At 74.3% G+C, this 13,688-nt stretch carries 12 protein-coding genes; 9 read left to right on the forward strand and 3 right to left on the reverse strand.

Annotated elements, in window-relative coordinates:
- Positions 1-61: 61 nt before the first annotated feature.
- The 7 genes from OG904_RS24130 to OG904_RS24160 all read left to right on the forward strand — a co-directional run bounded on the left by OG904_RS24130 (position 62) and on the right by OG904_RS24160 (position 7,137).
- The gene (locus OG904_RS24130; RefSeq protein ID WP_405494277.1) at positions 62-961 is read left to right on the forward strand and encodes a hypothetical protein; all 900 of its coding nucleotides are present in this window, start codon (positions 62-64) and stop codon (positions 959-961) included.
- Positions 962-1,018: 57 nt separating this feature from the next.
- On the forward strand, positions 1,019-2,413 hold the full coding sequence (locus tag OG904_RS24135; RefSeq protein ID WP_405498224.1) for a sensor histidine kinase: 1,395 nt from the start codon (positions 1,019-1,021) through the stop codon (positions 2,411-2,413).
- A gap of 50 nt (positions 2,414-2,463) precedes the next feature.
- Positions 2,464-3,087, forward strand: a complete 624-nt coding sequence (locus OG904_RS24140) for a response regulator (protein WP_405498226.1) — start codon at positions 2,464-2,466, stop codon at positions 3,085-3,087.
- A 62-nt stretch (positions 3,088-3,149) separates the two neighbouring features.
- Complete coding sequence (locus OG904_RS24145; protein WP_405494279.1) at positions 3,150-4,604, forward strand: penicillin-binding transpeptidase domain-containing protein; 1,455 nt, start codon at positions 3,150-3,152, stop codon at positions 4,602-4,604.
- Between the two features lie 112 nt (positions 4,605-4,716).
- The gene (locus OG904_RS24150; RefSeq protein WP_405494281.1) at positions 4,717-5,226 is read left to right on the forward strand and encodes a GNAT family N-acetyltransferase; all 510 of its coding nucleotides are present in this window, start codon (positions 4,717-4,719) and stop codon (positions 5,224-5,226) included.
- A 58-nt stretch (positions 5,227-5,284) separates the two neighbouring features.
- Complete coding sequence (locus OG904_RS24155; protein ID WP_405494283.1) at positions 5,285-5,995, forward strand: DsbA family oxidoreductase; 711 nt, start codon at positions 5,285-5,287, stop codon at positions 5,993-5,995.
- Positions 5,996-6,078: 83 nt separating this feature from the next.
- Positions 6,079-7,137: an aminotransferase class V-fold PLP-dependent enzyme gene (locus OG904_RS24160; protein WP_405494285.1), complete on the forward strand. Its 1,059-nt coding sequence runs from the start codon at positions 6,079-6,081 to the stop codon at positions 7,135-7,137.
- A gap of 49 nt (positions 7,138-7,186) precedes the next feature.
- On the opposite strand, the gene OG904_RS24165 is transcribed toward OG904_RS24160, so the two are convergent.
- Positions 7,187-8,296: an aminotransferase class V-fold PLP-dependent enzyme gene (locus OG904_RS24165; protein ID WP_405494287.1), complete on the reverse strand. Its 1,110-nt coding sequence runs from the start codon at positions 8,294-8,296 to the stop codon at positions 7,187-7,189.
- An 87-nt stretch (positions 8,297-8,383) separates the two neighbouring features.
- On the opposite strand from OG904_RS24165, the gene OG904_RS24170 reads away from it, so the two are divergent.
- Entirely contained in the window at positions 8,384-9,499 is a 1,116-nt protein-coding gene (locus tag OG904_RS24170; protein WP_405494289.1) for an amidohydrolase family protein, read from the forward strand.
- A 295-nt stretch (positions 9,500-9,794) separates the two neighbouring features.
- Positions 9,795-10,697 (forward strand): SCO1860 family LAETG-anchored protein, encoded by a 903-nt coding sequence (locus OG904_RS24175; RefSeq protein WP_405494291.1) that lies wholly within the window; start codon positions 9,795-9,797, stop codon positions 10,695-10,697.
- Positions 10,698-10,841: 144 nt separating this feature from the next.
- Here OG904_RS24175 and OG904_RS24180 read toward each other — a convergent pair whose 3' ends face one another.
- Both OG904_RS24180 and cobC read right to left on the reverse strand, forming a co-directional pair.
- Positions 10,842-12,077 carry a CapA family protein gene (locus OG904_RS24180; protein WP_405494293.1) on the reverse strand — a complete coding sequence of 412 codons (1,236 nt, stop codon included), beginning with the start codon at positions 12,075-12,077 and terminating at the stop codon, positions 10,842-10,844.
- Positions 12,078-12,185: 108 nt separating this feature from the next.
- Positions 12,186-13,610: an Rv2231c family pyridoxal phosphate-dependent protein CobC gene (gene cobC / locus OG904_RS24185; RefSeq protein ID WP_405494295.1), complete on the reverse strand. Its 1,425-nt coding sequence runs from the start codon at positions 13,608-13,610 to the stop codon at positions 12,186-12,188.
- Positions 13,611-13,688 lie beyond the last annotated feature (78 nt).

Here is a 13,688-nt window from a genome sequence, read left to right on the forward strand (position 1 = left end):
CCACGACGAAGCGCAGCCGCCTTCCCCCGGCCCCGGGGCCGGGCGCAGGATCCCGGCCGCGGTGGCCGTCATCGCCACCGTGCCGTACGTGACGCTGAAGACCGTCTGGCTGGCCGGGAGTCACCTCGGGATACCGGCGGGCAGCGTGCTGCTGGAGCCCTCGCCGGTCACCATCGTGGCGAATGCCGTCAGCGTGTGCATGGACGCCCTCGTGATCGCGCTCGTGCTGGTGCTCACCAGACCCTGGGGCAAGCGGGTTCCGTCCTGGCTGCTGACGGTCCCGGCCTTCGTCGCCACCGGCCTGCTCGTGCCCATCGTCCTCGGATACCCCGGCCAACTCCTCCTGAGGGCCGCCGGTCTGGGGCCGGACGCGGCCGCGCGGGCGGCCGAGGAGCCCTTCCTCGATCCCTGGGTCTTCGACGTCGTCTACTCGGGCTTCATCGTCCAGGCGGTGGCCCTGGCCGCCCTGTTCGTGCCCTATGCGCGGGAGCGCTGGGGCCGGCGCTGGCAGGGCCCCCTCGGCTCGCGGCTCCCGTCACCCACGGGGGTGGTGGCGGGAGCCGCGGCGGCACTGGCAGCGGTCGTTGCCGGGACGCACTTCTACTGGGCCTCCGGCGGCACGGCCGGGCGGAACGCGGCGCAGATCGCGCAGTACTCCTCGGACGCCGGCGTGGTCTCCGCCGTCCACGGGATATGCGCGCTGACGGCCGGGGCGGGGGCGGTACTGCTCGCACGGGGCGGGGTCCGGCGGGCGCGGTGGCCGCTGGCCGTGGCGTGGACGGGGTCCGCGGCGACCCTGTGCTGGGGGATGTGGATGCTGGCCGCGTTCACCAGCGGGGACCCCGGCCCGGACGAACGGACCACCACGGCAAGCTACTTGATCTACGCTGGCCAGATGATCACCGCTCTCCTCGCGACCGCCGTCACGGGACGGTTCCTGGCCGGCCGCCGCGCGGCCTGAGGGGGGCGGTGCGGGGTGGAGCGGAGACCGGGGGCGCGGATGCGGCGTCCGAAGCGGATGCCACTGAGCCGGAGGTCCCCGCGTGGGGGCGGTTCGGGCCGGGTGCGTCTGAGATGGGTCCATCTGATCCTCGGCGGGGCCCTGCTGATGCCGTACTTCCTGCTGGCGCAGGTGGCGGTCGGCGTCCTCGCCGGTGGGGTCAACGCGCTCGACTCGCTGCCCCTCAGCTTCGCCGCCTACGCCGCCGCCCTGCCGCTCGTCGCCGTGACCGGGCTGTTCGGACTGGTCCGGCCGATGTCGGTGACCGTGGCGAGGGCGCTGTGCGGGGTGCCGGGGGAGCGGCTCGCCGAGGGGCCGGCCCGCAGCTGGGCGGCCCGGGGGCGGGCGGCGGCCTGGTGGACCCTGCACCTGGGGGTCGGCGCACTGGTCAGCGGGATGAGCCTGGCGGTGCCGCCCATGGCGGTGGTGCTGATCGCCCTGCCGTTCGTGAGCGCGCTGCGGGAGATGCCGCTCGGGCTCGGCTGGTTCGGCACGGGGGCCGGGCTCTACGTGGCCCCCGTGCTCGGTACCGGGCTGCTGGGCGGGCTCGCTCTGTGCGCGGCCGGGTCGGGGGCGCTGCTGGCCCGGCTGGCGCCCGTGCTGCTGGGGCCGACGGCGGCGGACCGGCTGGCGGCGGCCGAGGAGCGGGCCGCCGATCTGGCCGTGCGCAACCGGCTGGCACGGGAGCTGCACGACTCCGTCGGCCACGCGCTGAGCGCGGTCACCCTCCAGGCGGGCGCAGCCCGGCGGGTGCTCGCCACGGACCCCGGCTTCGTGGCGGAGGCACTGGCCGCGATCGAGGAGACCACCCGCCGCACGGTGGGGGAGCTGGACGCCGTCCTCGGCCTGCTGCGCGAGGGCGACGGAGCGGAGGCCGGCCCCTGGGCGGGAGCCGGATCGGGGGCTGCCGGCGGAGCGGGGGCTGCCGGCGGAGCGGGGGCCGGATCCGGGGGAGGGGCCGGTGGTGGAGCGGGGGCCGGGGGGCCGGGGGCGGGGCCCGCGCCGACGCTCGCCGCCGACCTCGACGGGCTGCTGGCCCGCACCCGGGCCTCCGGGACCCCGGTCACCGCACGCATGGACCCGGGACCGGCCGGGGAGTGGGCGCGGCTCCCGGCGATCGCCTCCCGCGAGGCGTACCGGATCGTGCAGGAGGGGCTGAGCAACGCCCTGCGGCACGGGGCGGGCCCGGTCGATCTGCGGATCCTCGTACGGGACCGCGACGGACACGAGGAACTGGAGATCACCGTGACGAACGATCCGGCCGCCGCGCCGCAGGCCCGGACCACCGGGGGCCGCGGACTGCGCGGGGCCGCCGAGCGGGCCGCGCTGCTCGGCGGACACCTCGAGGCCGGGCCGCACGGGGGCCGCTGGCGGCTGCGGGCCGTCCTTCCGCTCGGCGGGGGCGCCCGGTGACCCCGCCGGCCCGGCCGCCGCTGCGCGTCGTCGTGGCCGACGACGAGCGGATGGTCCGCACCGCCCTGCGCGTCATCCTGGAGGCCGAGCCCGACATGGAGGTCGTCGGGGAGGCGGCCACCGGAGCCGAGGCCGTGGCAGTGGTCCGCGCGCTCGCCCCGGACGTGGTGCTGATGGACGTCCGGATGCCGGAGACGGACGGCATCCGGGCCACCGAGCGGATCCTCGCCACCATGGCGCGGCCGCCCCGGATCGTGGTGGTCACCACCTTCGAGAACGACGCGTACGTGTACGAGGCCCTGCGGGCGGGAGCCGCCGGGTTCCTCCTCAAGCGGGCCGGGGCCGACGAGCTGACCGCCGCGGTCCGGCTCGTCGCCCGCGGGGACTCGCTGCTCTTCCCGGCGGCCGTCCGCTCCCTGGCCGCCGCCCACACCCCGCCCGGGTCGGGCCCGGCCGCCGCGCCCTGGGTGGCCCGGCTCACGGAGCGGGAGGCCGACGTGCTGCGCCTGATGGCGACCGGGCTCTCCAACCACGAGGTGAGCGAGCGGCTCGGGGTCGGCCCGCAGACCGTCAAGTCGCACGTGGCCGCGGTCCTGGCCAAGACCGGCTCCCGGGACCGGACCCAGGCGGTGATCGCGGCGTACGAGGGAGGGTTCCTCATGAAGAAAAGCTGAGAACTCCGCCACAATCGGGGCAGAGCGGAACGGCTGGGGCGGCTGGGACGTCTTTCAGGGGGATGAACAAGACGATCAGGCGTGCGTCGGTCTTCTGTCTGCTTCTGGTGCTGGCCCTTTTGGTGCGGGTCACCTGGGTGCAGGCATACAAAGGCCAGGCCCTCGCAGACGACAAGAACAACCGGCGCAACCTCATCGGGAAGTACGAGAACCCGTTGGGGAACATCATCGTGGGCGGGGAGGCGATCACCGGCTCCACGGCGACGGGCGGCAAGGACTTCGGGTACAAGCGGACGTACACCGACGGACCGCTGTACGCGCCGATCACCGGCTACAGCTCGCAGGCCTTCGGGGCGACCATGCTGGAGGGCGTTTACCAGGGCATCCTCAACGGCTCCGACAACCGCCTCAAGACCATCATGGACACGCTCACCAACAAGCGGGCCGCCCCGGGCAACGTGCTGACCACGATCGACAAGGGCGTCCAGAAGGCCGGCTGGGACGCGCTGCAGGGCATGCAGGGCTCCGCGGTCGCGGTCGATCCCTCCACCGGCGAGATCCTGGCCGTCGTGAACAACTCGTCCTTCGACCCGGGCTCCATCGCGGGCGCGGGCGACGCGGAGCAGAAGGCGTGGGACGCGCTCAACGCCAACCAGGGCAAGGCGATGGAGAACACGGCGCTGCGCAAGCCGCAGGCGCCCGGATCCACCTTCAAACTGGTCACGCTGGCGGCGGCCATCGAGAACGGCCTGGTCACGAACATCGACACGCCCACCGGGACCCCGGGCGACTACACGATTCCCGGTACGCGGACCAAGCTGCCCAGCGAAGCGGGCGACGCGGCCTGCAACAACGTGTCGCCCCGGACCGCGCTGAAGCTGTCCTGCAACAACGTCTTCGCGGAGCTCGCCCACAAGCTGGGCCAGGACAAGATGCGGGCGATGGCGGAGAAGCTCGGCTTCAACGTGGTGCAGAAGGTCCCGGTGTGGACCAACCCCACGAGCAAGTACCCGGAGAAGAAGATGTCGGTCGACCAGGTCGCGCAGACCGGTATCGGCCAGTTCGACGTCCAGGCCACCCCGCTGCAGATGGCGATGGTGACGGCCGCGATCGAGAACGGCGGCAAGCTGGTCTCCCCGCACGAGGTCTCCGAGGTCACCGACGCCAACGGCAACGTGCTGCAGAGCTTCAAGGACCCCAAGTCCGAGCAGGTGATGAAGGAGAAGACCGCCTCGATGATCCGGGACGCCATGATCACCGTGGCCACCGAGGGCGGTGGCAAGAACGCCCTGGTCCAGGGGGCCGAGGTGGGCGCGAAGACCGGTACCGCCCAGCGCGGCGTGAACAACAGCCTGTCGCCGCTCGCCTGGTTCACCTCGTACGGGAAGCTGAACGGCAAGCAGATCGTCGTCGCCGCGGTGATCGACAGGTCGGACACGGACCGCTCCGAGATCGGCGGCGGCAAGCTGGCCGCCCCCGTCGCCCAGAAGATGATGCAGGCCTGGCTGAAGGGGTAGCCGAAGAGGCGGGCGCAGCGGCCGGCTCGTACGCGTGGCCGAATCGGGTGCGTGCGCGACGCGCGGCATGCGCGCCGGGAACCGACACGGTTCCCGGCGCGTTCCCTTTCTCATGATCCGCAGTGCGCACTCCGCCGACCTCGACGCCATCGCGGCCCTCCACACCCGGGCCCGGGCCACCTACTACCGGGGCCGGGTCCCCGAGGAGTCCTACGGCGGCGCGGCCGAGCTGGCGCGCACCCGTGAGGGCTGGTCCCGCGCCGTCGCGCGGGCCGGGGCCGACGGCGGGGTGCTCTGCGCCGAGCGGGACGGCGAGCTCACCGGGGTGGCGGCCTTCCGCACCGCCGACGGCGAGACCACCCTCACCCAGCTCCACGTGGACCCCGCGCACTGGCGCCGCGGCACCGGGACCGCCCTGCACGCCGCCTGCCTCGACGTCTGGCGCCGCGCGGGCATCCGCAGGGTCCGCCTGGAGGTCTACGAGCACAACCTCCGCGCCCAGGCCTTCTACGCCACCCACGGCTGGCTCCCGGAACCCGCCGGAGCCCAGTCCGGATCCCACCGCACGCTCTGGCTCGTGATCGGGGAACGGCCCGGACCCTCCGAACCGTCCGGGGAATGAGACGGGGCAGTGAATGGTTGAACCCGGAACAGTTGATTCCGTGGAGAGAAGAAGGAACATGCGCGTCGAGATCTGGAGCGACATCGCCTGCCCGTGGTGCTACATCGGCAAGGCCCGTTTCACCAAGGGGCTGGCCGAGTTCGCCCACCGCGACGAGATCGAGGTCGTCTTCCGCTCCTTCGAGCTAGACCCGAACGGCCCCCGGGGCCAGGTGGCGCCCGTCCTGGAGATGCTGGCCAAGAAGTACGGCCGCACTCTGGAGGAAGCCCGCGGCATGGAGGAGCACGTCGCCGCGAGCGCCCGCGCCGAGGGGCTGACGTACCGCACCGAGGGTCGCGACCACGGCAACACCTTCGACATCCACCGCCTGCTGCACCTGGCCGCCGCCCGTGGCCGCCAGGAGGAGCTGCTCGACCTCGCCTACCGCGCCAACTTCGGCGAGGAGCGCTCCGTCTTCGACCCCGAGGTGCTGGTCGCGCTCGCGGTGGAGGCCGGACTGGACGAGGCGGAGGCCCGCACCGTGCTGGCCGACGACTCCGCCTACGCCGCCGAGGTCCGGGCCGACGAGCACGAAGCGGCCGAACTGGGCGCCAACGCCGTACCGTTCTTCGTGCTCGACCGCCGCTACGGGATCTCCGGCGGCCAGCCCGCCGAGGTGTTCACCAAAGCGCTGGAGCAGGCCTGGGCCGGGCGCGAGGTCCTCGCCCCCGCCGCTCCCGAGGGAGAGGCGTGCGAGCCCGACGGCGCGTGCGCGGTACCGCAGCCGTAAGCTGGAACTATAAGCAGTTCTTTGATCGAGTGCACAAAGTGTGCCAATGGACTTTGGGTTGCTCCTGGCGCAGAGTGGGCGTCATGGACCTCCTTCCGGCCGAAGCCGTCCGCGGCGAGTTCGCGCACTCCACCACGTACCTCAACACCGCCACCTGCGGGGTCCTCCCGCGGGACGCCGTCGCCGAGGTGCGGCTGCTCGCCGAGGCGGCCGGGGCCGGAATCCCGGCCGGCTTCGGCGACTTCGACCGTGTCGAACGGGTCCGGGAGGCGTACGCCCGTATCGTCGGCGTCGCCACGGACCGCGTGGCCGTCGGCGCCGCCGTTTCCACCAGCGTCGGCCTGATCTCCGCCGCGCTCCCGGCCGGATCCGAAGTCCTGTGCCCCGAGGGTGACTTCGCCTCCGTCATCAACCCGTTCATGGTGCGCGACGACCTCAAGGTCCGCTTCGCCCCGCTGGAATCCCTCGCCGATGCCGTCGGCCCGGACACCGCGCTGGTCGCGCTGAGCGCCGTGCAGTCCGCGGACGGGCGTACGGCGGACCTGGCGGGCGTCCGCGCCGCGACCACCGCGCACGGGGCGCGGATGCTGGTGGACGCCTCGCAGGCGGCCGGCTGGCTGCCCTTCGACGCGAGCCCGTACGAGTACACGGTCGCCGCCGGGTACAAGTGGCTGCTCGCCTCGCGCGGAGTCTCCTACCTCACCGTCTCGGAGGAGGCCCAGGACACCCTGACCCCGCTGCACGCCGGCTGGGTGGCGGCCGAGTCCATGTGGGACTCCACCTACGGTCCGCTGACCCGCCTGGCCCACGGGGCCCGGCGCTTCGACGAGTCCCCGGCCTTCCTCGGCTACCACGCCGCCGGGCCCTCGCTGGCCCTGCTGGAGCGGATCGGCATCGACGCCGTGCACGCCCACGACACCGCCCTGGCCGCCCGCTACCGCGCCGGCCTCGCCCGGCTGGGCCACGAGCCCGTGCCGGGCGGAGCCCCGATCGTCTCGGTCCCGGGCCTGGCCGGCCGTCAGGGCGCCCTGCTCTCCGCCGGCGTGGTCACGGCCGCCCGCGCCGGGAACCTGCGGGCCTCCTTCCACCTCTACAACACCGAGGCGGACGTGGACCGGCTGCTGAACGCCCTGGAGGGCTGACCCGCCCCGGCCCGCCCCGGTGCCGCCCCCGGTCCGGTGCCGCCCCCGGTCAGCCGGACAGGGCCGCCGACCAGGCCGCGGCCGCCGCCGCGAGGGCGTCGGCCGGGTCGAGGGACAGGGCCGCGGCCAGCGCCGTCAGTGAGGCGCCGACGGCGTCCGCGGAGGCCGCCGGGCCGTAGTGGTTGACCCGGAGCATCTCCTGCGCGAGCGCCCCGCCGCCCGCCACGAGCGGCACCTCCGGGTCCGCCGCCAGGGCCTTCGCCACCACCAGCGAGGCCTCCGGCACGCGCAGGGTGGTGGCCACCGGCGCGGCCGCCGCGTCCTGGCCGACGTACGGGGCGATGCCCAGGGCCGCCGCGCCCGCGCGGGTCGCCGCCGCCGCGGCCGCGTGGCGGGCCGTCACCGCCGTCAGGCCCTCGGCCGCGACGCGGTCCAGGCAGGCCTCCAGCGCCAGCATCTCCAGCTGCGCCGGGGCGTGCGGCAGTGCCCGCCGGCCGCTGTCGATCCAGCGCTCCTTCCAGTCCAGCAGGGAGAGGTACGAGCGGCGCGGAGCCGAGGGGTTCTGCGCGAACCGGGCCCACGCGCGGTCGGAGACCGACACCGCCGACACGCCCGCCGGGCCGCCCATCGCCTTCTGCGCCCCGATCACGCACAGGTCCACGCCCCACGCGTCCGGCAGCAGCGGCTCCGCACCCACCGAGGCCACCGCGTCGAGCATGAACAGCGCCCCGTGGGCCCGTACGACCTCACCGATCTCCGCGACCGGGTTGGTGTTCCCGGTGGCCGCCTCCGCGTGGACCAGGGAGACGAAGTCGATCTCCGGATGCGCCGCCAGGGCCGCCTCCACCTGGGCGGCGCTCACGGCCGTGTCGAAGGGGACCGCCAGGTCCACGACGCCCGCCCCGCAGTCGCGCAGCCAGTTGCCGAAGGTGGTCCCGTAGGGGCCGGTGACGACGTTCAGCGCGGTGGAGCCGGGCCGCGCGCCCGAGCGGATGCACCCCTCGAGCGGCAGCAGCGCCTCGCCCTGGGTGATCACCACGTCGGCCCGGGTCCCGAGCAGCTCCGCGACCCCCCGCTCGATCGACGCGAACCGCGCGGCGGTCAGGGGCGGAAGGTCCAGCAGGGGGTGGTTCGCGGCGGCGTTCGCGGCAGTGCTCACGGCAGTGCTCTCTTCGTCCGGGGTCGTTCGTCCGGAATCGTCCGGGTGACCTGGAGAGCCTACCGAGCGCGCACATAGAGTGCCGCCATGAGCGACGACGCCAAGGGCGACAGTGCGATGCCGGGGCCGCTGCACGTGAAGGGGCGGGTGCTGGTCGGGCCCGAGGAGGTGCGCGACGAGCTCTGGGTGGTCGGCGGGCGCGTCACCTTCGAGCGCCCGCGCGGTACCCGGGAGGTCACCGGGATCACCGGCTGGGTGCTGCCCGGACTGGTCGACGCGCACTGTCACGTGGGACTCGACGCCCACGGACCGGTGGACGCGGACACCGCCGAACGCCAGGCCCTGACCGACCGCGACGCCGGCACCCTCCTCATCCGCGACGCGGGATCCCCGTCCGACACCCGGTGGATCGACGACCGCGAGGACCTCCCGAAGATCATCCGGGCCGGCCGGCACATCGCCCGCACCCGCCGCTACATCCGCAACTACGCCCACGAGATCGAGCCCGCCGACCTCGTCGAGTACGTCGGCCGCGAGGCCCGGCGCGGCGACGGCTGGGTCAAGCTGGTCGGCGACTGGATCGACCGCGAGGCCGGCGACCTCGCCGCCTGCTGGCCGCGCGCCGAGGTCGAGGCCGCCATCGCCGAGGCCCACCGCCTCGGGGCGCGCGTCACCGCGCACTGCTTCGCCGAGGACTCCCTGCGGGACCTGGTCGAGGCGGGCATCGACTGCGTGGAGCACGCCACGGGGCTCACCGAGGACACCATCCCGCTGTTCGCGGAACGCGGGGTGGCGATCGTCCCCACCCTCGTGAACATCGCGACCTTCCCGAAGATGGCGGCGGGCGGCGAAGCCAAGTTCCCCCGCTGGTCCGCGCACATGCGCAGGCTGCACGAGCGGCGCTACGACACCGTCCGGGCCGCCCACGACGCGGGCATCGGGGTCTACGTGGGCACGGACGCGGGCGGGTCCCTGCCGCACGGCCTGGTCGCCGCCGAGGTCGCCGAGCTCGTCAAGGCCGGGATCCCGCCGCTCCAGGCCCTCTCGGCGACGGCCTGGGGCGCGCGCGAATGGCTCGGCCGGCCCGGCCTGACCGAGGGGGCGCCGGCGGACCTGGTGGTCTACGGGAGCGACCCGCGGGCCGACGTACGGGCGCTGGCGCGGCCGCTGAGGGTGGTGGTGAACGGCAGGGTGGTGGCCTGAACCTGCCGGGGGGAGGGAAGTTGACGGGGCGTGACGTCGGCGGCCCCGAAGTCGTTGTGAACGCCTTTCCCGGGGGATGGTGTCCGCGATGTCCGGGACAGGAGGGAACTCCCGTTCCGCAAGAGGCGTATTGATTCGAACCCATGCGTGGAAACCACCCTTTGGGGTGAACTCACGCCGGGTTGGCACCCGTTCACTCTCAGTGCGTAAAGATTCCGGGGTCGAGGCCGTCGGCGCGCGCAATGTCCCCCATTGGCGGCGCGACGGCTCCCATCTCCCTGGGGGTTCCACCACCTTGAACAGCAACACCTTCCGCATGCCCGTGGCCGCGCTGTTCGCCACGGGAGCGGTCGCCCTGCTCGCCGCTCCGCCCGCCTCCGCCACCGGTTCCCACCCGGGCGGCGAAGGCAAGGCCAGCGCCGTGGTCCTGCGCGCCGGACTGGACGTGGGCCTGCTCAACAAGACCGTGCACGTCCCGCTGAAGGCGACCCTCAACGAGGTCAGCGCCCCGGCGGACGCGGACAAGACGGCCCTGACCGTCACCCTGGACGGGGTCGAGGGCGGAAAGCCGGTGAGCGTCCTGCGCGCCGACGTCGCCACCTCCAAGGCCACCGCCGACGAGGACGGGGCCCAGGCCGAGGCGAACCTCGCCAAGGCCCGGGTGCACGTGCCGGGCCTGCCCGACCTCTCCCTGATCGAGGTGGAGAAGGTCACCTCCAAGGCGGTCTGCGCGACGGGCGCCAAGCCGGTCGCGAGCTCGAACGTCCTCGGCACGGTGACCGCCCTCGGCAAGAAGGTCACCCTCTCGGCGGGCGGTCCCACCAAGGTCGAGGTGCCGGAGGTCGGGCTGGTCAGCCTGGAGCTCTCCGCCACGGAGACCACCTCCAGCACGGCCGCCGCGACCGCGCTGCGGCTCAAGGTGTCGGTGAACCCGCTCCACCTGAACGTCGCGGAGGTCGAAGGGGAGATCGTGCTCGCCGAGGCCCGCTGCGAGTCCCCGGGAGCCCCCGCCCCCGGCCCCTCGTCGAAGCCCGAGATCAAGACGCAGACGGTGGTCTCGGGCACCGACGGGACCGAGGCCGACCTCGCCGAGACCGGGGGCGGTTCGCTCACCCCGTACGTGACGGGCGGCGCGCTGGTCCTGCTCGGCCTCGGCGCGGCCGCGCTGTTCGTGACCCGGCGCGGCAGGGCCTCGTAGCGCGGTCCGGCAGCGCCGGGTCTTCGCGCCGGGCGGTGACGCCGTCCCGTAGCGATGGGCGGTGACGCCGTCCGTAGCGCCGGGCGGTGACGCCGGGGCGTCGTGCCGGGTCGTAGCGCCGTCGTGTGGCGCTGCTCCGGCGCGCTAGCGCGTGGCGCGGGTCAGCCCCTGCCCCGCGGCGCCGCGTGACATCACGGCCTTCGTCACCTCGCGGTCGACGGCGGCGTAGGTGCCGTCGGAGGAGCCCGGGGAGTCGCACGAGGTGCAGACGACGCGGAACGGCGGCCGCATGTCCGAGTACTGGGTGAGGTACTCCGCCTTCACCACCTCCCAGCGGCCCGGCCGGCCGGCCGCCGGGGCGAAGGTGAACCGGGGGATCGAGGACATGTTGCCGCGGGCCTTCGCGGCCTCGTAGAAGCTGGCCACCTGGTCGCCCATGCCGTAGACGACCCAGGTGCCGTTGACCTTCTCGTACGGCTGCGGGACGTGGTTGTGCGTGCCGAGGATCAGGTCGATGTCGGGGAAGCCGTCCGTTCCGCGCGAGGCGGTCAGCGTCCGGGCCAGGTCCAGCTGCTGCCGGTCCGGCGCCGTCTGCCACTCGGAGCCCCAGTGGACGCTGAGGACGACGACGTTCGCACCGGCCGCGCGCGCGGCGCGGGCGTCGGCGATGATCCGGTCCCCGTCGATCAGGTTCACGGCCCAGGGCTTGCCGGAGGGGAGCGGGATGCCGTTCGTCCCGTACGTGTAGTCCAGCTGGGCGACCTTGGCACCGCCGGCTTCGAGCAGCGCCGGGGCCTTCGCCTCCTCGGCGCTGCGGGCCGAGCCCACGTGCCGGATGCCGACGCGGTCCAGGTTGTCCAGGACCCGGACGAGGCCGTCGTACCCGTCGTCCAGGGTGTGGTTCGAGGCGGTGGAGCAGCTGTCGTACCCGGTCTCGCGGAGCGCGTCGGCCAGTTGGTGCGGGGCCTTGAACAGGGGGTATCCGGTGTAGGGGCCGCCGGGCCGGCCGTACGGTATCTCGTGGTGGCACACCGCCAGATCGGCGGCGGAGACGATGGGCCGCACCCCGGCGAGCATCTTCCGGAAGTCGTGGCCGCCCTGCTCCGCGGAGTCGTCGGCGGCCCGCTGGACGATGGACGGGTACGGGATGATGTCGCCGGTCCCGACGAGCGTGAACGATTTCCCCTCCGCGGCGACCGCGGCCTCGGTGGCGCGCCCCGGGCTCGCGCCCGTGCTCGGGGTCGCCCCCGGCTTCGCCCGCAGGCGCTGTTCGGCGGCCGGGCCGCCGTCCCGGCCCGCCAGGTGCGGCAGGCCGTACACCGCGCCCCCCACGAGGGCCAGGCCCGCCGCGGCCGCGCCTATTCGCCCGGCTGTCTTCATCCCCGTACCCCCGGTGTCGCATGGCCACTGCCTGCGGAAATCCTCGCGCACCCGGACGGTCCGTGCCAGGCGTCGTGCCGTGGAACGGGCCGTTCGGGTGAGGTCTCGTCAGCGCGCCGCGAGGGCCAGGTCGAGGGCCTGGAGGAGGCGGCCCGTCGTCGCCCGGTCGCGGACCGCCAGCCGGAGCCAGGACCGGTCCAGGCCCGGGAAGGTGTCGCCGCGGCGGACGGCGAAGCCCAGCGCGCGCAGCCGGGTGCGGACCTCCGCCGCGCCCTCGACCCGGATCAGGACGAACGGCCCCTCGGCCGCGCCCGCCACCGAGATCTCCTCGAACTCCGCGAGCCCGGCCAGGAGGTGCGCCCGGTCCACCGCTATCTGCCGGGCCGCGGCCTCCGCCTCGGCCAGCGCCGCCGGGGTCACGCAGGCCTCGGCCGCCACCAGCGCCGGTGTGGACACCGGCCACAGGGGCTGCGCGGCCGACAGCTTCGCGATCACCTCCGGCTCGGCCAGCACGTAGCCGATGCGCAGTCCGGCCAGGCCCCAGGTCTTGGTCAGGCTCCGCAGCACCACCAGACCCGGTACGTCCGTCCGCCCGGCCAGCGCCTCGCGTTCGCCGGGGACCGCGTCCATGAAGGCCTCGTCCACCACCAGGATCCGTCCGGGCCGGGCCAGCGCGGCCAGGGCCGCCGCCGGGTGCAGCACCGAGGTCGGGTTGGTCGGGTTCCCGATCACCACGAGGTCGGCGTCCTCCGGAACCGCCGCCGGGTCCAGCCGGAAGCCGTCCGCCGCCCGCAGCACCACCCGCTCCACCCGGTGGCCCGCGTCGCGCAGGGCCGCCTCCGGCTCGGTGAACTGCGGATGCACCACCACCGGCCGTACGGCGCCCAGCGCCCGCGCGATCAGTACGAAGGCCTCCGCGGCCCCCGCCGTCAGCAGTACCCGTTCGACCGGCAGCCCGTGGCGAAGGGCCACCGCCGCGCGGGCGGAGCGGCCGTCGGGATACGCGGACAGGAGGTCGAGCGAAGCCGCGATCCGGGCCTTCAGCCAGTCCGGCGGCGTGTGCGCCCGTACGTTGACCGCGAGGTCGACCAGCGCCGACCCGGTGTCCGCCACCTCCGCGTCCCCGTGGTGGCGCAGATCGTGCGTGTGGGCCGTGGCCACGGCGCAGGTCGCCGCCACCGACCGGCGCTTGGGCACGAGCAGTTCCCCGCCCCCGGCGAGCGCGGCGGCCTCCGCCACCGAAGGGGTGCCGGCGGCATCGCGCGCCGTGTCGGAGGGGTGCGGCACCGCGATGGCAGCCAGCTGCTCGGAGGGGTAGCTCAGCAGGGGCACGCCGAAACGTTCCGCCGCGCCCGCGATCCCCGGCTCCACGGCCTTCGCCTCCACCGTGGCCAGCGCGGTCACCGCCCCCGCGGACAGACCGGCGCCGTGCAGGGTCTCCTCCACCAGCGCGCACACCTCCGCCACCGACACCCCCGCGCGGCCGCCGACCCCGACCACCAGCTGCGTCGCGTACTCGCCCAACAGGTTCACCCGTTCTCCGTCGTCATGGTCGTGCTCGTGCTCGTGGCCGTCCTGGTGGCCGTGGTCTTCGCGTCCGGCAGGTCCCGC

It is taken from the genome of Streptomyces sp. NBC_00096 (assembly GCF_045041305.1).
Taxonomy (GTDB): Bacteria; Actinomycetota; Actinomycetes; order Streptomycetales; family Streptomycetaceae; genus Streptomyces.